Genomic DNA, 19,797 nt, shown 5'->3' on the forward strand with positions numbered 1-19,797 from the left:
GGACGGCCCGTCTTGGCCCATTCGATATAGGCGGTTCCGACGGAGGTCAAAGATTATCATGAATTTTGCGAGCTATAACATACAGTACGGCTTCGGTCTCGACGGCAGATACGATCTGGCGCGCATTGCCCGGAGCCTCGAGGGAGCCGATGTCATCGCATTGCAGGAGGTGACCCGCGGCTTCTCCCGCAACGGTTTTGCCGACATGGCGGCCGATATTGCAGCTTTCTTTCCCGACCATTTCTGGGTGTATGGGCCGGCCTGCGACATGCATGTCGAAGCGGTCGAAGGCGGACTGCAGCCAGCGCGCGGCACGCGATTCCAGTTCGGCAACATGGTGCTGTCGCGCTGGCCTGTTGTCTCGAACCCCGACGCTGCTTCTGCCGCGCAGCCGCACGATCGGCAAGATCAACCTGCAGCGCGGCGCAACCGAGGCTGTGATCGCCGCACCCGGCGGTGCGATCCGCGTCTATTCCGTCCATCTCGACCATGTCTCCGCCGAGGAGCGCATCCGCCAGCTGCAATTCCTGAACGCGCATATCAACGCCTTCGTCCAGGAGGGCGGGTCGCTGACCGGGGCCGGCGAATTCGATCTGCCGGAGCCGCCGCTGCCGGAGGATTACGTCATCATGGGCGATTTCAACATGGAGCCGGAATCGCCGGAATATTGCGCGCTTGCCGGCGCGGCCGGCGGATATTACGGCCGTGTGGCGAGGATCGGCACACCGGTCGACGCCTTTGCGGCACTGAAGGCTTACTCTCCGGAGAGCTACAGCTGGATGGATCCCGGGGATAACGGCAAACGCATGCATCTCGATTATTGCTTCGTCAGTTGCGGCCTCGAGGGCCGGTTGAAGTCCGCCCGGATCGATACGCAGTCCGAGGGCTCCGATCATTTCCGTGTATGGGTCGAGATCGGCGGTTAAGGGAGAGACGCCGCCGGTGCGGCGACCTCTCTTTTCTAGTCCATGCTCTATCAGGCGACCTTCCGCGGCTGCAGCATGCCCGGCTGCAGCACGGTTTCGATGTGCGAGACCATGGTGTTGCGGGCGAAACAATAGATTTCGCCGCAACCCGTCATGCGGAAACCGAGCTTCTCCTGCAGTCGCAGCGAAGCCGGGTTGTCGGCGAAGACGCCGGAATGGATCGGCGTCTCCGGCATGCGGCGCGAGAAGCGCTCGATGATCGCTGCCACCGCCTCGCTCATATAGCCGCGCCGCCAGTAATAGCGGTTCAGCCAGTAGCCGAGGTGCCAGCGGCCGTGGCGTAGCTCGATCGAGACGTTGCCGATATGGACATCGTCCTTGCCGGTAATCGCCAGCGGCCAGTCGGGCAGGATGCCCGAGGTGACCGGGATCAGCCAGTCCAGCGCATCCTGCCGGTCGAACGGTGCCGGTACGCGGGACAGCATGCGCGTGACCGCGAAATCGGAAAGCGATTCCGCGATCGCAGGCGCATCGCTCAGCCTGTGGGGGCGGAGCGTCAGCCGGGCGGTCGAGATGACAGGCGCGGGGCCGGGCATCATCGGCTTGGCCTCCGGCCTTTGCAGTGCCGTCGTGCTCATGCGATGTTCCCCCAGCTTCGGAGGGACATCCAGGTCTTGCGGTCGAGCCTGTACCATTCGACCGGCACGTTGCTGCCGAGCGCCAGCGAGGCGGCGAGCCCCGAACCCTGGAACTGGAAGCCGCACTTCTGGATGACGCGGCGCGAGGCGACGTTCATCACCCGGCAACGGGCGTCGATCTGATCGACGTCCTGACGGGTCCTGAACACCATATCGACCAGGGCATGGCAGGCCTCGGTCGTATAACCCTTGTTCCAATAGGGCTCGCCCAGCCAGTAGCCGATCTCGACGGTCTTGCCGTCTGTCTGCGGCTCCACGCCGCAGCAACCGATAAAGGCGCCGTTTTCGGCCTTGGTGATCGCATAGACGCACTTGCCAATCTCGCCATTTTTCGTGCGACGCACGAAGTCGGCAGCATCATCGGCGGTATAGGGGTGCGGCATACGCGATACCATGGTGGCGACTTTGGCGTTATTGGCGAGATGGGCAAGGGCGTCGATGTCTTCTTCGTGGGGCGCGCGCATGACGAGCCTTTCCGATAACAAGACAGGGCAATCGGTCCTTAACCGTTCCGGCCTCAGCCGCTCCGTGGAAGACCGCTGGTCTTCCCGGGGAGACCGTGATTGGTCTTCCCTTAACAATTCGCCTTGCATGGTTCAGTCCTCCTTGAGGGGTAAAGAAAAAGGGGAGATGGCGCCCCATCTCCCCTGTTTTCTAGACTGAACCTGATACGGCCAGCCGGGTCGATGAGACGCCGGCTGTTTTTGAGCGCTACCGGCTTATTCCGCTGCTTCCGCTTTCGGCATGACAGACACGTAGACGCGACCGTTGGCCTTGGTTCGGTAGTTCACATTGCCGGCGGTAAGCGCAAAAATCGTGTGATCCTTGCCGAGGCCGACGTTGGAACCCGGATGCCACTCAGTACCGCGCTGACGCACGATGATGTTGCCTGCGATGACGGCTTCGCCGCCGAACTTCTTCACGCCAAGGCGCTTGGACTGAGAATCGCGACCGTTGCGCGATGAACCGCCAGCTTTTTTGTGTGCCATTGGAGTTCTCCTTTAAAACCTTGTCCCGTTGATCTTACTTGGCAGCCACGATGTCCGTGATACGGACGACCGTGTGATGCTGACGATGGCCGCGCGAACGCTTCGAATTCTGACGGCGGCGCTTCTTGAAGGCGATGACCTTCTTGCCGCGGTTCTGTTCGACGACTTCTGCCTTGACAGAGGCGCCGGTTACGAAGGGCGCACCGATCGCAGCGTCGGCGCCTTCGCCGATCACGAGCACTTCGGTGAATTCAATGGAATCGCCAGCGGTGGCTTCCAGCTTTTCGATGGTCAGCACGTCGTTGGCTGCCACACGGTACTGTTTACCGCCGGTCTTGATGACTGCGAACATTTTTTATCCTTTCATGTTCGTTCCAGCGCTCCCCGCTAATTGAGCAGGTGGCCGTCTTTTTATCAGTCGAAGTTAAGCAGGGATTTCAGAGGTGTAATCCTCGAACTCGTCCTGCCGGTGAAGCCCCGCGCAAGCGCAGGACAAGCTAGGCGCGGATTTCTCCAAACCTATTGCGCAGCCGAGATAGCCGAGTGGCAAAAAAGTGTCAAGGCAAAAGGATGGAATGGTTCGACTTTTCGGCTTGCCAGCCTGTCATTTGCCCGTTATGAGAACGCCCGCGCCGAACAAGCGCCGACCAGACCGCGGAGAGGTGGCAGAGTGGTCGAATGCACCGCACTCGAAATGCGGCATACCTGCAAGGGTATCGTGGGTTCAAATCCCACCCTCTCCGCCATAAAACATAATTATCATGCAATGGAGCACGTGCGAAAACGCCCGGTTTCGCGTGCGTTACATTGCACGGCTACATCTGCGGCGCGGCTGAAGCAACCCGTCCCCAAAAGGCCGACGCAGGTGGTTATGGTCTGTTGATGATGCGATACACGGAAGCATTGCCCTCAACGCCGTGGAGTGGGGAACCAAACTCCACAACATGGTGGCCAGTCAGGAGATGAATGACACCTGGCGCGGTGTAGAGCGCTTCCGAGATACAAATCTCGCCGGCATCTGCCAGAGATTGCACGCGGGCGGCAACATTTACGGTCTGACCAAAATAGTCGAGATTATCGTTTAGTGTGACAGCTATCGATGGGCCGCAGTGTGCACCGATTTTCAGGATGATGCCCGGCTCACCATGTTCGAGATTGAAACGCTCGATTTCCTTTAAGATCTGCAATGCCGCCGAAACTGCGTCTATCGGACGAGAGAAGACGGCCATCACCGCGTCGCCGATCGTCTTTACGATGGCGCCGGAATGTTGCTGTGCCGTCAATTCGAGGAGAGCAAAATGCTCCCTCACCAAGGCGTAGGCGTTCAGGTCGCCCAGGCGCTCATACAGAGCCGTTGAACCTTTTAGGTCTGTGAAGAGAAAAGTCACTTGGCGAATGCCGAGCCCTTCCCACTCGTCGACGCGCTCGGACCGGAACAGGCGCCTGAAGGTCTGCCTTGCTAGCAACATCCCGCCGGAGATATACGGCTCAAATTCGAGCTGCGGCTTGATTGTTAGGGCTGCCACCTCGGGCGGCCAGTTTATCAAAAGCAGCGAGCCACGAACGGGTCCTGTATTTTCCACCTCGATAATACAGGGACCCGGCGGTAAAACGGCCAGGGCCGGGGAAAAGCGTTGCCCATCATACCTGACCCGCAGCAGCGTGGGCGCTGTGGCCGGCTCACCTGATATCGGCGTCATGAAGGCGGCTTGCGTTTGGACATTCACGCCGGAGAGAACACCAGGACCCAGTTCCGCCCGTAGCGTGACGCTCGAGCTCGGCGGCAGATAGGTGAGGCCGCGGACCAGTCCGCGTAGGTAGTCGAGAAATCGAGCTTGCTGGCCGGGCAGCCTCCCGTCGTTGGCGAAGCGAAGCTTCCAGTGGAAGTCTTCGACCGAGAGCGAGTCGGGATCATGAAACGGCAGCCGCCGAAGATGCGGCGACACGGAGAACGTAACTTCGATGAAGTCATCGAGGTCAGTTTCGCCCGATACATCGCACAAGCCGCAGACATAATGAGTCTTGAGCGTGCGCAAGGCGCCGAAGCTGTCGAGCACCATTCCAGATTGGGGACAAAGCACATCCCAGGTCATCTCGAACAGGCCGCATCGGGTGGCATGGAGGAACAGGTCAATGGATTCCGTCTCAGTTATCGCGCGGTCACGTGCGAACGCCAGCGGATTGACACGATAAAGGGAGAGGTCGTTGCCGTCCCTGATTAGCGCTTCGAACTTAGAGATCACGCGCGGGTTCCAGGATCGGGCCTGCTCGATCTGGATCATCTTGCTTTCGAGAAGCCGATCGTCGACGCCAGTCATGGTCAACTTGTCCGAAGGCGTTACGAGCGGAATTTCGGTGCCCACCGGGATCGAGTTCCCAATGACCTACATACTCGAACCCGCCGTAGATTGCCGGCCCCAATTCTACCGAATGAACCCTGCTGACACAAGGTCGTGACCAGAGCGGGGTTTTGCGAATACGCTTCCGGAGGCGCCCTATGCAGATCTTCACCAAGTTTTTGGAGACCAGATGGCGGACGATCCGAAAACTCAGAGACCGCTGGCAAGCCTGGGTCCGGCGGCGTGGCACGCAGCTACATGTCTATATGGCTGTTTAGCTTGCGAAACCAGTCTTGAACCAGGGAATAGGCAGATTGGGAAGATCGCGACACATGGATATTCATGGCGGTCGAGAACTGGCAGCAGACAAATGGGCGGGGAGATAGTCTCTGGCACCCGGTCGGCGTCAGTTGCCCAGCGCCTTCTTCACCCAGGCTCCAACCTCATCGCCGCTACTCATGTCGCCGCGCCAGCCCGTCTATCATGAAGGTCGGCGCGACATGGATGCCAGACCGTCTCGGTTCTCATGGACGAGTGATCCTATAGACCAGTAAATTACTCGAATCCACAAGCTTGGTTGCGGTCCTGTCCAGATGGTCGATAACCCCATCATGATGCTCGACGAACAGCCGGCCCTCCTTGTCGGTGGCGTTCTTGGCCACGCCGAACAGATCCGCGCCCTGCGCGCGCAGTTCTTCGAGCTGCGCGATCGCCGTGGCGTCATCGGCAACGAATTTCGACCATTCGGCATCGCCTCCGCCAGGCGGAAACACCCAGCCGCGCGCCCTGCTGTAGTAGACTGCGACCGGATCGCCGACCTCAGGCGCGATGGCGACGACGAGGTCGCCCGGTTGCGCCAACCGCGCCAGTTCCTCGCCGAGCAGCTTGCCGTTCATGGCGATTGGCTCCTTCATCGTCCTGACGAGGGGCAAGGTCGACCAGGCAAGCGCGATGGCCACGATGAAGATCGAGCGAAGCATCACTGCCGGCGTCAGAACGGTTCTCGACCCAAGCGTTGCCAGAAGAAGCGCGCCGTGGCCGCAGAACATCGCGATAGGCACATGGAAGATGTGGAGATTCCACACATTGCTGGTGATCTCGCCCGCCGCCGCCAGATAGAGGATGATGGCCGCAGCCAGCCACACATAGGGAATGGCCGAAAGGACGCGTTGCTTCGGGTCTTCGGCGGGGCTGCGCGGCATCCACAAGCCGACGGCCAGCAGCACCAAGAACGGATAGCCGTAGAACCACAAGACCGAGGTGTTCCACAAGGAATTGAAGTAGAACCTGTCCCTGACATAAGTCCAGAAGCCGTCATCCCAGATATAACCGCCGGTGCCGGCGATATGAAACGGCGGATAGCTGCGGCCGAGATAAATCGCCCAGATGTAATAAGCGCCGATGATGGCCAGGCTCAAAAGCCCCGACAGCAAAACCCAGCTTGCCTGCTTTCGCTTCTTCTCCCGAATCCAGCAGACCATCAGATAGAAGATGACGGCGCCGGCCGCGATGCCTGGCAGCTTTGACAGCACGCCGAGCGAGAAGCTGAGCGTGGCGAGCGGCAAGAGCCAGCGGCTGCCGCCGGCCCAGTATTTGACGAACAGCCAGACACCAAGAGTGACCAAGGCCAGCATCGCGGGATCGGGAAGAAACGAGCTGTCGATCATGATCGCCGCCGGCATCAGCGTGTAGGCCAGCGTCGCCGCGTGGGCGTGCATCTCGCCCCAGCATAGCGCTGTCAGCCTGTGCAGCGAAAAAACCGTCACCAGACCGAAGAATGCCGCAACCGTGCGGCCGAACCAGTCCTGCCAGCCGAAGAGTTGGTAGAGCAAGGCCGTGAGATAGCTGACGATCTGGAACTCGCGGCCCTGATAGCTTGGCGCGGGCCCGGTCCAGCTGACCTCCGGAAAGAAGATGTTCCAGCTGCGCTGCTGGAAATTGTCGGCCATCATTGCGGTGCTTATCTCGCGCCAGCTGAAGCCGTCGACCAGCGGCAAGGTGATCTTATGGAACCTGAAGACGATGGCAATAAACAGGATCCCCAGCAAGATCGCAGTGTCGAGGCTCGGGTATTTGCGAGCAACCATGTCCCAGTCGCTCGTCTGCTGCCGACATTGCTGACCTTCGGCACGATTCAATTTCGGGTCGTCGCTCACCTGAACCGTGTCCTTCCCACTGACGCCCGACACGGCGCGATACGCGCCGGCATCTGGTCGAGAGGAAGATTTGGTTGAGCGGGATTCGGCCGTCGGCGCTGTCGGCTGCGAAGTGGCTCGTAGGCTTCACCGAGCAGCGGTTTGAAAGGCTTGCGGGGCGGCTTTGTCATGAGGGCAGTTCACCAGCAAAGCCTTAAAAAGCAATTAGCCCAGATTCATTACTGATTCCCATCCCCGTACGAACACAATAAGGGCATCGGTGAGAGACGGCTGACCTTGATAGTCTCTGACACATGGCCAGCGTCAGCTCCCCAGCGCCTTCTTCACCCAGGATCCAACCTCATCGCCGCTGCTCATGTCGGGCTGCACCAGCCCGTCGATCATGAAGGTCGGCGAGACGTGGATGCCGTTCTGCCGGGCATATTTGCAGTGCCATTTGATCTGCCGGTCGAGATCCGGAATTGCGAAGGCCTCTTTCAGCTTGATGCCGCTGTAGTCTTCCAGGCGCTCGATGATCTGGTTCGGCGTCACATCCATATTCGGGCCGCCGGCATGGCGTTCAAACTCGAACTCCTCGCGATGGGCTGCAATGGCGGCCATCACCTTCTTTGCTGTCTGCTTGCCGCCTTCCAACGTCGAGGCTGCGATGATGCAGCGGACGAGGACGCCCGAAAACATATGCCAAGGTTGCGACTGCAGGCGGATCTTCACGGTGATCTTGTCTTCGCCGGCCTGGCCGAGCAGGTCATCGAGCTTTTTGAACGTTTTGACGGAATAGGGGCAGGTCGGCTCCAGAAAGACTTCGAAGATGCGGGGTCCATTGCCCCAAGTGAGCGGATCGGCATGCCAGGAAGTGGTCGTCATGGAATTCCTCTCTGAAGGTTAAGGCATCGAAGCGACTTAAGTCACCCGGCTCCAGAAGCCATGCTTCTTGCCGTGCCGACGCTTAAGTTCCGCGACATAGGCGTCATGCGATCTTGTGTTGCCGAAGTCATCGATATGAGGCGCAAGCAATGCGCAGTCCGCAAGATGCCTTGCCGCGTGCTTATAGCGGCTGGACCGACCGCTATCGAGCGTGAAGTCGATCATGGAGCGCAGGACGATGGTTGCCGCAAGCGGATGCTTCTCCGCCAGAGCTTCGGCCGCCGCCGGCATCAGCTCATAGCGATCGCCGTCCAGTTCCGCCTTCCGCCTCATCACGAGTCTTGCTGCCTCGGCAACAGCCGGCCAACGCAGGAAAAATACAAGCGCCTGGTGGACGTCCGGGAAAGCCTGGGCATGGGCGAATGCCTTCTCCTCTGCCTCCAGATCGTCGAAGTCCGGCAGTTGCTTGAGGAAGCCGCGGAGATGTTGGTCGTGCAGCGACTGCTCGAAGCACGTCCATCGATAGGTTTGAGCCTCCTCTCCCCGCCCCAGGGCCTCGAGCGTCTCGACGCGCGCGAGCTGCCATTCGAATGGCATGCCGGCCCGGCCTGTCGCATCGACCTCATTCAGCACCTTAAGTGCTTCCTTTGCCCGGCCGGCCGAGACTAGGCGATTGGCGATATCGGCCGCAGTCATCGGCATCCTGCGCGTTTTCTCGGGGTGCTGGGCGATGTAGGCATCAACATCGCCCTGGGCGTCGGCAATTTCCTGCAAGGCTATGCGCACCGTCAGATCCCGGTGCGTGCCGAAGATCTCATCCTCGTAAAGGGGGCTTGCGCTGCCCCAGCCGATGACCTTGCGCTCATCCCTGGCCGGCTTGTCTTTCGGCTCCTTGGACCATTGGACGAAGAGCGTTTTCAGGCAATCGAGACCATCCTTGCCGAGGGCTGGCACCATCGCCGCAATCAGGCTCTCGTACTGACCGTAACCATCGTCTTGCACGGCTTTGAACACCTTCTCGGCCAGAACATTGGAGTCGATCCTGGCGGACGCGGCGATTGCGGCAGCATCCTCGCAAGCCTGATGAAAACTTTGGATGAGAGAACTGCTGCTGTCGCTGGATCTCTCAAAGATCGGATTCGCCAGTGCGAGGAACTGCCATATCAGTTCGAACGCCTCCTGGGGATCATCGGCGGCAACCGTCTCTGCGATCGTCTTGCGCTGGATTTCCAGATCGCTTTTCAGCGCTTTCACTTTGTGCCAGTTGATGACGGTGCGGGCGCGGGCAATGCTGGAAAGCCGCTTTCGTACCTCACGCGCCACCTCGTCGCTGCCGTGATTGCCGGCAAGCTCCATTCGAAGCCGTCGCTTGTGGGCTGCACTGCCCATGCTGACCTCGATCAGCAGCTCGGCAAGGCGCTGCGCACCAAGGGATTCGAGATTCTTCGCATTGAGTGTCGTCTTGGCTGCCATCGGTCATCGCTGTCGTTTCTGCGGGTGACCCTACCCTGCAGACGGTACGAGGCCAAGGTCCGGGAATGGGTGCACGGAATAATCTCTCGGCACCTCGGATTAGCTAAAAACTAACGCTGCCTCGTAACGACTCCTAAAGCCGGTTTTGGCACCTTGTTGCCTGTCGAATATTGCTTCCAAATTTCTCGCTGGGGTTGATTATGAGTCATAATAAAGACGCCTGGGTCAGCCAGCGCGCTTATTCGCTATGGGAATCGGAAGGCAGGCCGGATGGGCGTGGGGAAAGCCACTGGGCGCAGGCGCTGAGGGAGTTCGAGCAGCTGGAGCTGACGAAGGCCTCGCCTGATGGAAACGACCTCATCGAGAAGCTCAAGGCAGCCGGGCGGCTGATGCGGATCTATGACGAGGCGGCTCCCGCCTTGGAGAACGACCGGCAGATCAAGGCGGCCCGCTAAGCCATATTATCAATCCCTGGGTTGCCGAAATATTCAGCGGCATTCCAGGCGACCGACCGGTCTTGCAGGCAGGCGTCTTGCCACTTCGGTGAAACCGGCATCCAGAAACATCGAGAGCGTTCCCGGATAAAGCTCGGCTCCGTTCGGAGCACGGGCAGCCTGGTCGACAGGGTAGGCTTCGAGACATTCGGCGCCGTTCGCGTTTGCGAATTCAACGGCGTGTTTCAATAACAATCGCGACAGACCCTGCCGCCGGAACGGCTTGCGGACGATGAAGCAATTGATCGACCAGACCAGCCTGTCATCGACCGGCGCAAAGGGTTTTGAGCGGCGCAGCCGATCGAATACGGCGCGTGGCGCGACACCGCACCATCCGGCCGGCTCATTCTCGTGATAGCCGAGAATGCCGGGCGGGCGCCGTTCGGCGAGCAGGCTTCGGAACCAGTTGCGATTTCCTTCGCCCCATCCTGCCTTGTAGTCGGCATTCGGAAGATACCAGTAGGCGCAGCGACAATTCCGGCCGTCGGCGCAATCGTCGAAGACCGCTTCTATGTCGGCCAGGCGGTCGGCGGTGGCGGGGAAGAAAGAGAAGCGATCCTGCATCCGGGCAAGTTATGGCGCGGGCAGGTGATCGGCAAGCGGTCGCCCGGCCGATCAGGCGAGGCTGCCCTCCAGGCGGCTCGTCCTGACGTTACTGGCGTGCGGCCCAGCTCAGGCCCCGCCTTAAGATGAGCGGCATATAGGGATGGTCGAATTCGGCTGCGACGTGGCCGAGGGCGGAATAGAAGATGCGTCCGGCGCCGAAATGGCGCTTGAAGACGACGGGCATCACCACATTTCGGGCTGCCGGATCGTAGGCGCCGGTGAAGGTGGTGGTCGCAAGGATTTCGACGGTCGGATCGTAATGGAGGTAATATTGCTCCGAACGATAGTCGAAATCGGGAATGCCCTCCATGACGGGATCGTCCTGGCGGGTAACGGCGACGCGGAAGTCGATGATGTTGCCGGGATGGGCGACCCAGGTGACGCCGGAGACGTAACGGAAAGGCGCGCTTTCCTTGAAGGACGTAGCGAGCGCGCCGTGGTGACCGGCAAGCCCGAGCCCGCCGCGCACCGCTTCGACCAATCCAGCGGCATGCTCCTTCTCAAGCTTTTCGCCGGTGATGATCGGTACCAGCAGATCGGCCTTCGCCAGCGTCGGAGATCCGAACACGCCGAGATCGCCGGTCACCTCGACCGCAAAATCGTCTTCGCGCAGGAGATCGGCGACGATATCGGCACATTGCTCCGGCTCGTGGCCTTGCCAGCCGCCCCAAACGATCAATGCCTTTCTCATTCGCGCTCTCCTAGACCGTTGATCATCACATGGTGGTGGGAAGCCCATTAGATCGGGCGACTGTGCAAATCACGCGAATAATTCAAGGCTACTTGCTGATCCGGAACAAACCACACGAATGGGGCGACTTCGGCATTTGACGTATTGTCCATTGACGCCGATCGCAGTTCCTTCTTTTTATTGACGTATATCTCGTCTAGGTTTCTCCCATTTCTCAATGAATAATAAGGGTGGTGCATGGCAGGTGAAACGGTTCTTGTCGTCGGCGGTGCCGGCTATATCGGCTCGCATACGTGCCTCGACCTGGCGAACAAGGGCTATACGCCTGTCGTCTTCGACAATTTTTCGAACGGCCATCGCGAGTTCGTCAGATGGGGGCCGGCCGAGGAAGGCGATATTCGCGACCGCGCCCGGCTGGATGAGGTGCTGGCCAAACACAAGCCCGCGGCGATCCTGCATTTCGCGGCGCTGATCGAGGTCGGCGAATCGGTCAAGGATCCGGTCGCCTTCTACGAGAACAATGTGATCGGCACGTTGACGCTGCTTTCGGCGGCGCAGGCGGCCGGCATCAATGCCTTCGTCTTCTCCTCCACCTGCGCGACCTACGGCCTGCCGCAGAGCGTCCCGCTCGATGAGACGCACCGGCAGGTGCCGATCAATCCCTATGGACGGACGAAATATATCGTCGAACAGGCGCTTGCCGATTACGACCAGTACAGGAGCCTGCGCTCGGTCGTGCTGCGCTACTTCAATGCGGCCGGCGCCGATTTCGAGGGCCGGATCGGCGAATGGCACCAGCCGGAAACGCATGCGATACCGCTGGCGATCGACGCGGCGCTTGGCCGCCGACAGGGTTTCAAGGTGTTCGGCAGCGATTACGAGACCCGCGACGGCACCTGTGTGCGCGACTATATCCATGTGCTGGATCTTGCCGATGCGCATGTGCGCGCCGTCGAATATCTGCTGAAGGGCGGCGATTCCGTTGCGCTCAATCTCGGTACCGGCACCGGCACGACGGTCAAGGAATTGCTCGGCGCGATCGAAGACGTGTCGAACCGGCCTTTCCCGGTCGAATATATCGGTCGCCGCGAAGGCGATTCGCATACGCTGGTCGCCAATAACGACAAGGCGCGCGACGTGCTCGGCTGGGTGCCGCAGTATGATCTGTCCGAGATCATCCGCTCCGCCTGGGACTGGCATGCAAAATCCAACCAGCATTGAGCCAACCAGCATTGAGAAAGCCCGCCGGCCGAACATCCTGCTGATCACGGCGGACCAGTGGCGCGGTGATTGCCTGTCGGCCGTCGGCCATGCTTGCGTAAAGACGCCTGCTGTCGATGCGCTGGCGCGCGAAGGCACGCTCTTCCGGCGGCACTATGCCGGAGCGGCGCCCTGCTCGCCGGCGCGGGCCACGCTCTATACCGGTCTCTATCAGATGAACCACCGCGTCTGCCGCAACGGTTCGCCGCTCGATGCCCGTTTCGACAATCTGGCGCTGGCCGCCCGACGGGCGGGATACGACCCGACGCTGTTCGGCTACACGGATACGGCGCCCGATCCGCGCAGGATGGATGCCGGCGATCCGCATCTGACGACCTACGAAGGCGTGCTGCCGGGTTTTACCGCCCGCCAGCTTTTGCCGGAGCATGAGAATCAATGGCTTTCCTGGCTCAGGTCTCGCGGCCATGCCGATGCCGTCAGCCGCGATGTCCATATTCCCTCCGGTGCTGGAGCCGGAGAAATTTCCGATGCGTCACCGGCCTATTCGCGCGACGAGACCCAGACGGCGTTCCTGGCCGGCGAGTTCATCCGCTGGATGGGCGAACAGGACAGACCGTGGTTCGCGCATATCTCTTTCCTGCGGCCGCATCCGCCATTCTCCGTGCCGGAGCCGTTCAACCGGATGTTCAAGCCGGGCGAGGGGCCGGCTTTTGCCCGCGCGGAAAACCGCGAAGTGGAAGAGGGCTGTCACCCCTATCTCGCCTATGCCATGCCGCGCTCCGACAGGGGCGACTTCATCCGCGGCGCAACGGGGCCGCTCAGCGGCTGGAACGACGAGGATTTCGCTGCGATCCGGGCGATCTATTACGGCATGATATCGGAGGTCGATGCGCAGCTCGGCCGTATCTGGCAGGCCTTGAAGGATGGGGGCGCCTGGGACGATACGCTTATTGTCTTCACCTCTGATCACGCCGAGATGGCGGGCGATCACTGGATGCTCGGCAAGGGCGGCTTCTTCGACGGCAGCTATCATATTCCGCTTGTCATCCGCGATCCCGCAAGCAGTGCTGCGGGTGGGGTCGTCGACAAATTCACCAGCGCTGCGGATATTTTTCCGACACTTTGCCAAAGGCTCGGCATCGACACGAAGAACGGGCTCGATGGAAAGTCGCTCATGCCGTTTGTCAGGGGTGGGAGCGGACAGGGCTGGCGGGATGCGGCATTCTGGGAATTCGATTTCCGCGACATTGCGCATGGCGAGGCCGAGCGGCATTTCCAGCTGCGGCCCAACGAATGCAATCTCGCGGTGATCCGCGACGCCCGGTTCAAATATGTGCATTTTGCCGCCTTGCCGCCGCTGCTCTTCAATCTTGCCGACGATCCGATGGAGCTCGACAATGTCGCGGCGGATCCGGCCTATGCGGCGATACGGCTCGACTATGCCGAGAAGCTGCTGTCGCTCCGAGCACGCCATCTCGATCAGACGCTCGCCTATACAGAGCTGACGGAAAGAGGGCCGGTGACGCACCGGCCCTGATATCACTTAGCCGAGATAATCGCGCTTGCCGATCGGCGCGCCTTGATTGCGCAGGATGGCGTGGGCTGTCGCGACGTGGAAATAGAAGTTCGGCAGGGCGAAGGTGGCGATATATTCGTCACCCGGCAGCACGATACCACTCTTTCCCGGCAGGGTGATCTGGCGGGTTTGCGTACCTTCCAAGGCTTCCGCCGAGAAGCCGGCGAGATAGGCGTCGGTTTTTGCCAGGCGTTCGCGCAGGTCGTCGAATGTCGTTTCGTTGTCTTCGAATTTCGGGGCATCGGTCGCGGTCAGGCGGGCGAGCGCAAATTTGGCGCTGTCGCTGGCGCGCTGATACTGGCCGGAGAGCGGCAGCATGTCGGGCGCCAGGCGAGCGTAGACCAATATGGTGGGATCGATATTCTTTTCCTTCGCATAGGCCTCGGCCTTGTCGAGGTAGGTTTTCAGGCTGGCGAGGCCGCGCTGGAACATCGGAACGGTGAGGCGATACATCGAAATGGACATCTGTCCTGTCTCCAAAATCTTCAAATGATTGGGTCGCGGCGAGAGGTCGAAGGCGTCTGCGGCCGTGAGCCCGTCTTCGACCCTCCCATAGATGGATGCTCGCCTGGTCTTTCACAACAGAATGCGGGCGTCGGTCGTGAAGTCCGCATGGCATTGCGCTCTCATCCATATCTCGTCGCCGCTAAAGATACTTGACGCCGTTCGCAGAAAATGGAATGAATATTCCGCAGAACAGATTTAACGGTTTGTTTGTTCCGTTTTGCGGAGCGCCGCGGGAGAGGCGGCGCAGGGAATTGCGGCTTCAGAGCAAATGCCTGGAGCTCCGGCGTGAGGAGGGTGCAGCCGGGCACCGCTTTGTGGAGGAAGTGAAAATGAAAAAGTTTATCCTGGGCACTGCGATGGCGCTCGTCCTGTCGACGGCCGCTCACGCAGAAACGGTCGGCGTCTCGATGGCGAAATTCGACGACAATTTCCTGACCGTTCTGCGCAATGGCATGACCGATTATGCAAAGACACTGAGCGGCGTAACGCTGCAGATCGAAGACGCGCAGAACGACGTTTCCAAGCAGCAGAGCCAGATCCAGAATTTCATCGCCTCCAAGGTCGATGCAATCATCGTCAACCCTGTCGATACCGATGCGACCACGGCGATGTCGAAGCTCGCGGCCGATGCCGGCATTCCGCTGGTTTACGTCAATCGTCAGCCGGTCAACGTCGACACGCTGCCGGACAAGCAGGCCTTCGTCGCTTCCAACGAGCTGGAATCCGGCACGCTGGAAACCAAGGAAATCTGCCGTATTCTCGGCGGCAAGGGTAAGGCCGTCGTCATCATGGGCGAACTCTCCAACCAGGCTGCGCGCATGCGGACCCAGGACGTCCATGACGTCCTCAAGACCGATGAGTGCAAAGGCATCGAGATCGTCGAAGAGCAGACGGCCAACTGGGACCGCACCCAGGGCGCCGACCTGATGACCAACTGGCTCTCCAGCGGCATCGAATTCGACGCCGTGATCTCCAACAACGACGAAATGGCGATCGGCGCCATCCAGGCGCTGAAGGCGGCCGGCAAGGATATGAGCAAGGTCGTCGTCGGCGGTGTCGACGCCACGCAGGACGCGCTTGCCGCCATGCAGGCGGGCGATCTCGACGTCACGGTGTTCCAGGATGCCGCCGGCCAGGGCAAGGGCTCGCTCGATGCAGCGCTCAAGCTCGCCAAGGGCGAAAAAATCGAAAAGAAGGTCTACATTCCCTTCCAGCTCGTCACGCCTGCCAACGTCAAGGACTTCGTCGCCAAGAACTGAGGCGAACGCCACACTGGATGCGGGCTTTGCCCGCATCCTTTTCGCCTACCTGTATCCGGAGGAGATGATATGGCCGTCAGCCCGACAACCATGGCCGCGGTGCGTGCAAGCGGCGCCGTCCCGAATGCGGAATATCTCTTGAGCGCCGAGGGTGTCCGCAAGGAATTTCCTGGTGTCGTCGCACTCGACGACGTGCAGTTCCGGCTGAAGCGCGCTTCCGTGCATGCGTTGATGGGCGAAAACGGCGCCGGCAAATCGACCTTGATGAAGATCCTCGCCGGCATCTACACGCCCGATAAGGGCGACATTCGCCTGAAGGGGATCGAGATCCGGCTGAAATCTCCACTCGACGCGCTGGAGAACGGCATTGCCATGATCCACCAGGAACTGAACCTGATGCCGTTCATGACGGTCGCGGAAAATATCTGGATCCGCCGCGAACCGAAGAACCGCCTCGGCTTCATCGATCACGGCGTGATGCATCGAATGACCGACGAGCTGTTTGCCCGGCTCAATATATCAATCGATCCCGATATCGAAGTCCGGTTCCTGTCGGTCGCCAACCGGCAGATGGTCGAGATCGCCAAGGCGGTTTCCTATAATTCCGACGTGCTGATCATGGACGAGCCGACTTCGGCGCTGACGGAGCGCGAGGTCGAGCATCTTTTCAGTATTATCCGCGACCTCAGGGCCCAAGGCATCGGCATCGTCTACATCACCCACAAGATGAACGAGCTTTTCGAGATCGCCGACGAGTTCTCCGTCTTCCGCGACGGCCGATATATCGGCACCCATGCCTCGACCGACGTCACCCGCGACGACATCATCCGCATGATGGTCGGGCGCGAGATCACCCAGATGTTTCCCAAGGAAGAGGTGCCGATCGGCGAAGTCGTGCTCTCCGTCAAGGATCTTTGTCTCAAGGGCGTCTTCAACAACGTCTCTTTCGAGGTCAGGGCCGGCGAAATCCTCGGCGTGGCCGGCCTCGTCGGCTCCGGCCGGTCCAATGTTGCCGAAACGCTGTTTGGCGTGACGCCGGCAAGCTCCGGCTCGGTCGAGCTCTACGGCAAGCCGGTGACCATTTCTTCGCCGACCGAGGCCATCCGCAATCGGATGGCGTTCCTGACCGAAGACCGGAAAGATACCGGCTGTCTGCTGATCCTCGATATTCTCGAGAACATGCAGATTGCCGTTCTGCAGGACAGATACGTCAAGGGCGGCTTCGTGCAGCAGGGCGCGATCGAGGCAACCTGCGAAGACATGGCAAAAAAGCTGCGCGTGAAAACGCCCAATCTTTACGAGCGGGTGGAAAATCTTTCGGGCGGCAATCAGCAGAAGGTGCTGATCGGGCGCTGGCTGCTCACCAATCCGCGCATCCTCATCCTCGACGAGCCGACGCGCGGCATCGATGTCGGCGCCAAGGCGGAAATCCACCGGCTGGTCACGGAGATGGCGCGAGACGGTGTGGCGGTGGTCATGATCTCGTCCGAGATGCCCGAGGTTCTCGGCATGAGCGACCGCATCATGGTCATGCACGAGGGACGCGTGACCGGTTTCCTCAATCGCGACGAAGCAACGCAGATAAAGGTGATGGAACTGGCTGCGCAGTGATGCGCCGCCGGCGATTTCCCAAGGGAGGTTTGACATGACTACCAAGGCAGCAGAGGGCGCGGCCCCGCTCGCAACCCGGCAAAGGCGGCGGCGCATACCGACGGAACTCAGCATTTTTCTCGTGCTCGTCGGCATCGCGCTCATCTACGAAGTGCTCGGCTGGATGTTCATCGGCCAAAGCTTTCTGATGAATTCGCAGCGTCTGACGATCATGATCCTGCAGGTCTCCGTCATCGGCATCATCGCCGTCGGCGTCACGCAGGTCATCATCACCGGCGGCATCGATCTTTCGTCGGGTTCGGTCGTCGGCATGACGGCGATGATCGCAACGAGTTTCGCCCAGTCCTCGACCTGGGGGCGAGCCGTTTTTCCCTCGCTGACCGACCTGCCGGCTTTCGTGCCGATCGTCGTTGGTCTGCTGATTGGGGCGGCGGCCGGTCTCGCGAACGGCGCTCTCATCGCCTACACGAAGATCCCGCCTTTCATTGCAACACTTGGCATGTTCGTTTCGGCCAGAGGTGTCGCGAAGTGGTATACGAAGGGGCAGCCGGTTTCCGGGGTTACCGAGCAGTTTCATTTCATCGGAACGAAAGCTTGGCCGGTTGTCGTCTTCCTGGTCGTTGCGCTGATCTTTCACATTGCGCTACGCTACACCCGTTACGGAAAGTTCACCTATGCCATCGGCGCCAACCCGCAGGCTGCGCGTGTTTCCGGCATCAACATCGAGGCGCATCTCGTCAAGGTGTATGTGATTGCCGGATTGCTCGCCGGCCTTGCCGGTATCGTCACGGCGGCGCGTGCGGAAACCGCACAGGCCAGCATGGGTGTCGGATATGAGCTCGACGCGATCGCTGCGACCGTCATCGGCGGCACCTCGCTCACCGGCGGCGTCGGGCGCATCACCGGCACCGTCATCGGCACCATCATCCTCGGCGTCATGACCTCAGGCTTCACCTTCCTCAGGATCGACGCCTACTACCAGGAGATCGTCAAGGGCCTCATCATCGTCGCGGCTGTCGTCATCGACGTCTACAGACAGAAGAAACGCCGCAAACACTGATCTCTGGCATGCGATGGTTTTTGCGGGGGCTTCGGCCCCCGTTTCATTTCAACACCCACGGATTTCTGAAAAAAGAGGTGGCGAATTCCGTCAGCTTTTCTATTCTGACCGCTTCATTCGCCCTCTACAGCGCCGCACGTCTGAAAAGACGCGCAAAGGACGCTGTAGCACTTTGAATGCTGCATAATTTTGTTCTTAAATCGATTCCGATTTAAGGAATTATGCAGTAGGGCAGCGCAGGAAGACAGATGCAATTCGTATTTGACGGTCACAACGACGTTCTCCTTCGGCTCTGGACACATTCAAAAGACGGCAGCGATCCGATCGCGGAATTCGCAGACGGCACGACGGTCGGCCATATCGATGCGCATCGCGCCAGAGAGGGTGGCCTTTCGGGCGGTCTCTGCGCCATTTACATTCCCTCGGGCGATCTCGTCTTCGCCGACCCGGATGCCGATGGCCGTTATGTGACGCCGATGGCCGCCCCTCTCGATCCGCTGCCTTCCCTTGCCATCGCCAATGAAATGGCGGCAATTGCGTTGCGGCTCGACCAGGCCGGCGCCTGGCGGCTCTGCCGGACGGTGAAGGATATCCGCAGCGCCATGGCGGACGGCATTTTCGCCGCCGTCATGCATATGGAAGGCTGCGAGGCGATCGGCGCCGATCTCTCGGCGCTCGAGGTATTCTATGCGGCAGGGCTGCGGTCGCTCGGTCCGGTCTGGAGCCGGCACAATGTCTTCGGTCACGGCGTGCCTTTCGCCTTCCCGATGTCGCCGGACACGGCGCCGGGCCTCACCGATGCCGGCTTCGCGCTGGTCAGGGAATGCAATCGCCTCGGCATCCTGATCGACCTTGCCCATATCACCGAGAAGGGTTTCTGGGACGTGGCGAAGAAGACGGATCAGCCGCTGGTCGCCAGCCACTCCAATGCCCATGCCCTGACGCCGGTCGCGCGCAACCTGACAGACAGGCAGCTCGATGCGATCCGCGAAAGCCGCGGGCTCGTCGGCATCAATTATGCCACCGCCATGCTGCGTGCCGACGGCCGCTCGGACAGCGATACGCCGCTTGCCGACATGATCCGCCACATCGACTATCTTGTGAACCGCATCGGCATCGACTGCGTGGCGCTCGGATCGGACTTCGACGGGGCCACCATTCCCGAGGAAATCGGCGATGCAGCCGGTAATCAGAAGCTGATTGCCGCTCTCAGAGAGGTTGGCTATGCTGATGCCGACCTGGCAAAACTCGCCCGTGAAAACTGGCTTCGCATTCTGGCCCAGGCTTGGCGGGAGGACCACGCCTAAGCCTTTCGTATCCAATCAAA

19 protein-coding genes, 1 tRNA gene and 2 pseudogenes are annotated in these 19,797 nt (G+C 60.3%); 10 read left to right on the plus strand and 12 right to left on the minus strand.

Annotation, left to right across the window (positions count from 1 at the left end; all coding sequences use genetic code 11):
• Positions 1-58 precede the first annotated feature (58 nt).
• Together V8P77_RS34835 and V8P77_RS34840 are read left to right on the plus strand one after the other, a co-directional pair.
• A pseudogene (locus tag V8P77_RS34835) lies at positions 59-436 on the plus strand (endonuclease/exonuclease/phosphatase family protein); the annotation flags it as partial.
• Positions 437-644: 208 nt separating this feature from the next.
• A complete protein-coding gene (locus V8P77_RS34840; RefSeq protein WP_373696480.1) occupies positions 645-926 on the plus strand; it encodes an exonuclease/endonuclease/phosphatase family protein in 282 nt (93 codons plus the stop codon).
• 50 nt (positions 927-976) lie between these two features.
• Here the strand turns inward: V8P77_RS34840 and V8P77_RS27785 are convergent, their stop codons facing one another.
• From V8P77_RS27785 to rplU, 4 genes are all read right to left on the minus strand, one after another.
• Entirely contained in the window at positions 977-1,564 is a 588-nt protein-coding gene (locus V8P77_RS27785; protein ID WP_335915265.1) for a GNAT family N-acetyltransferase, read from the minus strand.
• Positions 1,561-2,217: a GNAT family N-acetyltransferase gene (locus V8P77_RS27790; RefSeq protein WP_335915267.1), complete on the minus strand. Its 657-nt coding sequence runs from the start codon at positions 2,215-2,217 to the stop codon at positions 1,561-1,563. Before V8P77_RS27790 ends, V8P77_RS27785 begins: the two co-directional genes overlap by 4 nt.
• 126 nt (positions 2,218-2,343) lie before the next feature.
• Positions 2,344-2,613, minus strand: coding sequence for a 50S ribosomal protein L27 (rpmA, locus tag V8P77_RS27795; RefSeq protein WP_003543909.1), 270 nt, complete (start codon positions 2,611-2,613; stop codon positions 2,344-2,346).
• A 34-nt stretch (positions 2,614-2,647) separates the two neighbouring features.
• Positions 2,648-2,965 (minus strand): 50S ribosomal protein L21, encoded by a 318-nt coding sequence (gene rplU / locus V8P77_RS27800; protein ID WP_003543907.1) that lies wholly within the window; start codon positions 2,963-2,965, stop codon positions 2,648-2,650.
• 304 nt (positions 2,966-3,269) lie between these two features.
• Between rplU and V8P77_RS27805 the strand changes: the two genes are divergently transcribed.
• Positions 3,270-3,359, plus strand: a tRNA-Ser gene (locus tag V8P77_RS27805).
• Positions 3,360-3,482: 123 nt separating this feature from the next.
• Here the strand turns inward: V8P77_RS27805 and V8P77_RS27810 are convergent.
• The 5 genes and pseudogenes from V8P77_RS27810 to V8P77_RS27830 form a co-directional block, all read right to left on the minus strand.
• Positions 3,483-4,931, minus strand: coding sequence for an adenylate/guanylate cyclase domain-containing protein (locus V8P77_RS27810; protein WP_335915273.1), 1,449 nt, complete (start codon positions 4,929-4,931; stop codon positions 3,483-3,485).
• Between the two features lie 427 nt (positions 4,932-5,358).
• A pseudogene (locus V8P77_RS27815) lies at positions 5,359-5,470 on the minus strand (thioredoxin); the annotation flags it as partial.
• 6 nt (positions 5,471-5,476) lie between these two features.
• Positions 5,477-7,108, minus strand: coding sequence for an ArnT family glycosyltransferase (locus V8P77_RS27820; protein WP_335915274.1), 1,632 nt, complete (start codon positions 7,106-7,108; stop codon positions 5,477-5,479).
• Positions 7,109-7,411: 303 nt separating this feature from the next.
• Complete coding sequence (locus V8P77_RS27825; protein ID WP_335915275.1) at positions 7,412-7,972, minus strand: DsbA family protein; 561 nt, start codon at positions 7,970-7,972, stop codon at positions 7,412-7,414.
• A gap of 36 nt (positions 7,973-8,008) precedes the next feature.
• Positions 8,009-9,445, minus strand: coding sequence for a DUF6880 family protein (locus tag V8P77_RS27830; RefSeq protein ID WP_335915277.1), 1,437 nt, complete (start codon positions 9,443-9,445; stop codon positions 8,009-8,011).
• 200 nt (positions 9,446-9,645) lie between these two features.
• Here V8P77_RS27830 and V8P77_RS27835 point away from each other — a divergent pair, with 200 nt between their 5' ends.
• Positions 9,646-9,900 carry a DUF2934 domain-containing protein gene (locus tag V8P77_RS27835; RefSeq protein ID WP_025396445.1) on the plus strand — a complete coding sequence of 85 codons (255 nt, stop codon included), beginning with the start codon at positions 9,646-9,648 and terminating at the stop codon, positions 9,898-9,900.
• Positions 9,901-9,933: 33 nt separating this feature from the next.
• Here V8P77_RS27835 and V8P77_RS27840 read toward each other — a convergent pair whose 3' ends face one another.
• Entirely contained in the window at positions 9,934-10,503 is a 570-nt protein-coding gene (locus tag V8P77_RS27840; RefSeq protein ID WP_335915278.1) for a GNAT family N-acetyltransferase, read from the minus strand.
• Positions 10,504-10,591: 88 nt separating this feature from the next.
• Complete coding sequence (locus V8P77_RS27845) at positions 10,592-11,236, minus strand: ThuA domain-containing protein (RefSeq protein ID WP_335915279.1); 645 nt, start codon at positions 11,234-11,236, stop codon at positions 10,592-10,594.
• Positions 11,237-11,473: 237 nt separating this feature from the next.
• Here V8P77_RS27845 and galE point away from each other — a divergent pair, with 237 nt between their 5' ends.
• Entirely contained in the window at positions 11,474-12,457 is a 984-nt protein-coding gene (gene galE / locus V8P77_RS27850) for a UDP-glucose 4-epimerase GalE (protein WP_335915281.1), read from the plus strand.
• A complete protein-coding gene (locus tag V8P77_RS27855; protein ID WP_335915282.1) occupies positions 12,435-13,994 on the plus strand; it encodes an alkaline phosphatase family protein in 1,560 nt (519 codons plus the stop codon). The genes galE and V8P77_RS27855 overlap by 23 nt, the downstream gene beginning before the upstream one ends.
• 6 nt (positions 13,995-14,000) lie before the next feature.
• On the opposite strand, the gene V8P77_RS27860 is transcribed toward V8P77_RS27855, so the two are convergent.
• Complete coding sequence (locus tag V8P77_RS27860) at positions 14,001-14,498, minus strand: DUF1993 domain-containing protein (RefSeq protein ID WP_335915283.1); 498 nt, start codon at positions 14,496-14,498, stop codon at positions 14,001-14,003.
• 371 nt (positions 14,499-14,869) lie between these two features.
• Between V8P77_RS27860 and V8P77_RS27865 the strand changes: the two genes are divergently transcribed.
• The 4 genes from V8P77_RS27865 (at position 14,870) to V8P77_RS27880 (ending at position 19,777) form a co-directional block, all read left to right on the plus strand.
• A complete protein-coding gene (locus tag V8P77_RS27865; protein WP_335915284.1) occupies positions 14,870-15,799 on the plus strand; it encodes a sugar ABC transporter substrate-binding protein in 930 nt (309 codons plus the stop codon).
• A 69-nt stretch (positions 15,800-15,868) separates the two neighbouring features.
• Complete coding sequence (locus V8P77_RS27870) at positions 15,869-17,410, plus strand: sugar ABC transporter ATP-binding protein (RefSeq protein ID WP_335915285.1); 1,542 nt, start codon at positions 15,869-15,871, stop codon at positions 17,408-17,410.
• Between the two features lie 34 nt (positions 17,411-17,444).
• The gene (locus tag V8P77_RS27875; protein WP_017962559.1) at positions 17,445-18,470 is read left to right on the plus strand and encodes an ABC transporter permease; all 1,026 of its coding nucleotides are present in this window, start codon (positions 17,445-17,447) and stop codon (positions 18,468-18,470) included.
• A gap of 248 nt (positions 18,471-18,718) precedes the next feature.
• On the plus strand, positions 18,719-19,777 hold the full coding sequence (locus V8P77_RS27880) for a dipeptidase (RefSeq protein WP_131620057.1): 1,059 nt from the start codon (positions 18,719-18,721) through the stop codon (positions 19,775-19,777).
• Positions 19,778-19,797: the final 20 nt, after the last annotated feature.

This window comes from Rhizobium aouanii (assembly GCF_037002925.1).
Taxonomy (GTDB): Bacteria; Pseudomonadota; Alphaproteobacteria; order Rhizobiales; family Rhizobiaceae; genus Rhizobium; species Rhizobium aouanii.

What these genes read in the sequence shown, in the direction of transcription:
- V8P77_RS27785 (WP_335915265.1), bottom strand. Translation starts at nt 1,564, where the DNA reads ATGAGCACGACGGCACTGCAAAGGCCGGAGGCCAAGCCGATGATGCCC.
- V8P77_RS27845 (WP_335915279.1), bottom strand. Translation starts at nt 11,236, where the DNA reads ATGAGAAAGGCATTGATCGTTTGGGGCGGCTGGCAAGGCCACGAGCCG.
- V8P77_RS27840 (WP_335915278.1), bottom strand. Translation starts at nt 10,503, where the DNA reads ATGCAGGATCGCTTCTCTTTCTTCCCCGCCACCGCCGACCGCCTGGCC.
- V8P77_RS27875 (WP_017962559.1), top strand. Translation starts at nt 17,445, where the DNA reads ATGACTACCAAGGCAGCAGAGGGCGCGGCCCCGCTCGCAACCCGGCAA.
- V8P77_RS27835 (WP_025396445.1), top strand. Translation starts at nt 9,646, where the DNA reads ATGAGTCATAATAAAGACGCCTGGGTCAGCCAGCGCGCTTATTCGCTA.
- V8P77_RS27830 (WP_335915277.1), bottom strand. Translation starts at nt 9,445, where the DNA reads ATGGCAGCCAAGACGACACTCAATGCGAAGAATCTCGAATCCCTTGGT.
- rpmA (WP_003543909.1), bottom strand. Translation starts at nt 2,613, where the DNA reads ATGGCACACAAAAAAGCTGGCGGTTCATCGCGCAACGGTCGCGATTCT.
- rplU (WP_003543907.1), bottom strand. Translation starts at nt 2,965, where the DNA reads ATGTTCGCAGTCATCAAGACCGGCGGTAAACAGTACCGTGTGGCAGCC.
- V8P77_RS34840 (WP_373696480.1), top strand. Translation starts at nt 645, where the DNA reads ATGGAGCCGGAATCGCCGGAATATTGCGCGCTTGCCGGCGCGGCCGGC.
- V8P77_RS27825 (WP_335915275.1), bottom strand. Translation starts at nt 7,972, where the DNA reads ATGACGACCACTTCCTGGCATGCCGATCCGCTCACTTGGGGCAATGGA.
- galE (WP_335915281.1), top strand. Translation starts at nt 11,474, where the DNA reads ATGGCAGGTGAAACGGTTCTTGTCGTCGGCGGTGCCGGCTATATCGGC.
- V8P77_RS27880 (WP_131620057.1), top strand. Translation starts at nt 18,719, where the DNA reads ATGCAATTCGTATTTGACGGTCACAACGACGTTCTCCTTCGGCTCTGG.
- V8P77_RS27860 (WP_335915283.1), bottom strand. Translation starts at nt 14,498, where the DNA reads ATGTCCATTTCGATGTATCGCCTCACCGTTCCGATGTTCCAGCGCGGC.
- V8P77_RS27790 (WP_335915267.1), bottom strand. Translation starts at nt 2,217, where the DNA reads ATGCAAGGCGAATTGTTAAGGGAAGACCAATCACGGTCTCCCCGGGAA.
- V8P77_RS27865 (WP_335915284.1), top strand. Translation starts at nt 14,870, where the DNA reads ATGAAAAAGTTTATCCTGGGCACTGCGATGGCGCTCGTCCTGTCGACG.
- V8P77_RS27855 (WP_335915282.1), top strand. Translation starts at nt 12,435, where the DNA reads ATGCAAAATCCAACCAGCATTGAGCCAACCAGCATTGAGAAAGCCCGC.
- V8P77_RS27810 (WP_335915273.1), bottom strand. Translation starts at nt 4,931, where the DNA reads ATGACTGGCGTCGACGATCGGCTTCTCGAAAGCAAGATGATCCAGATC.
- V8P77_RS27870 (WP_335915285.1), top strand. Translation starts at nt 15,869, where the DNA reads ATGGCCGTCAGCCCGACAACCATGGCCGCGGTGCGTGCAAGCGGCGCC.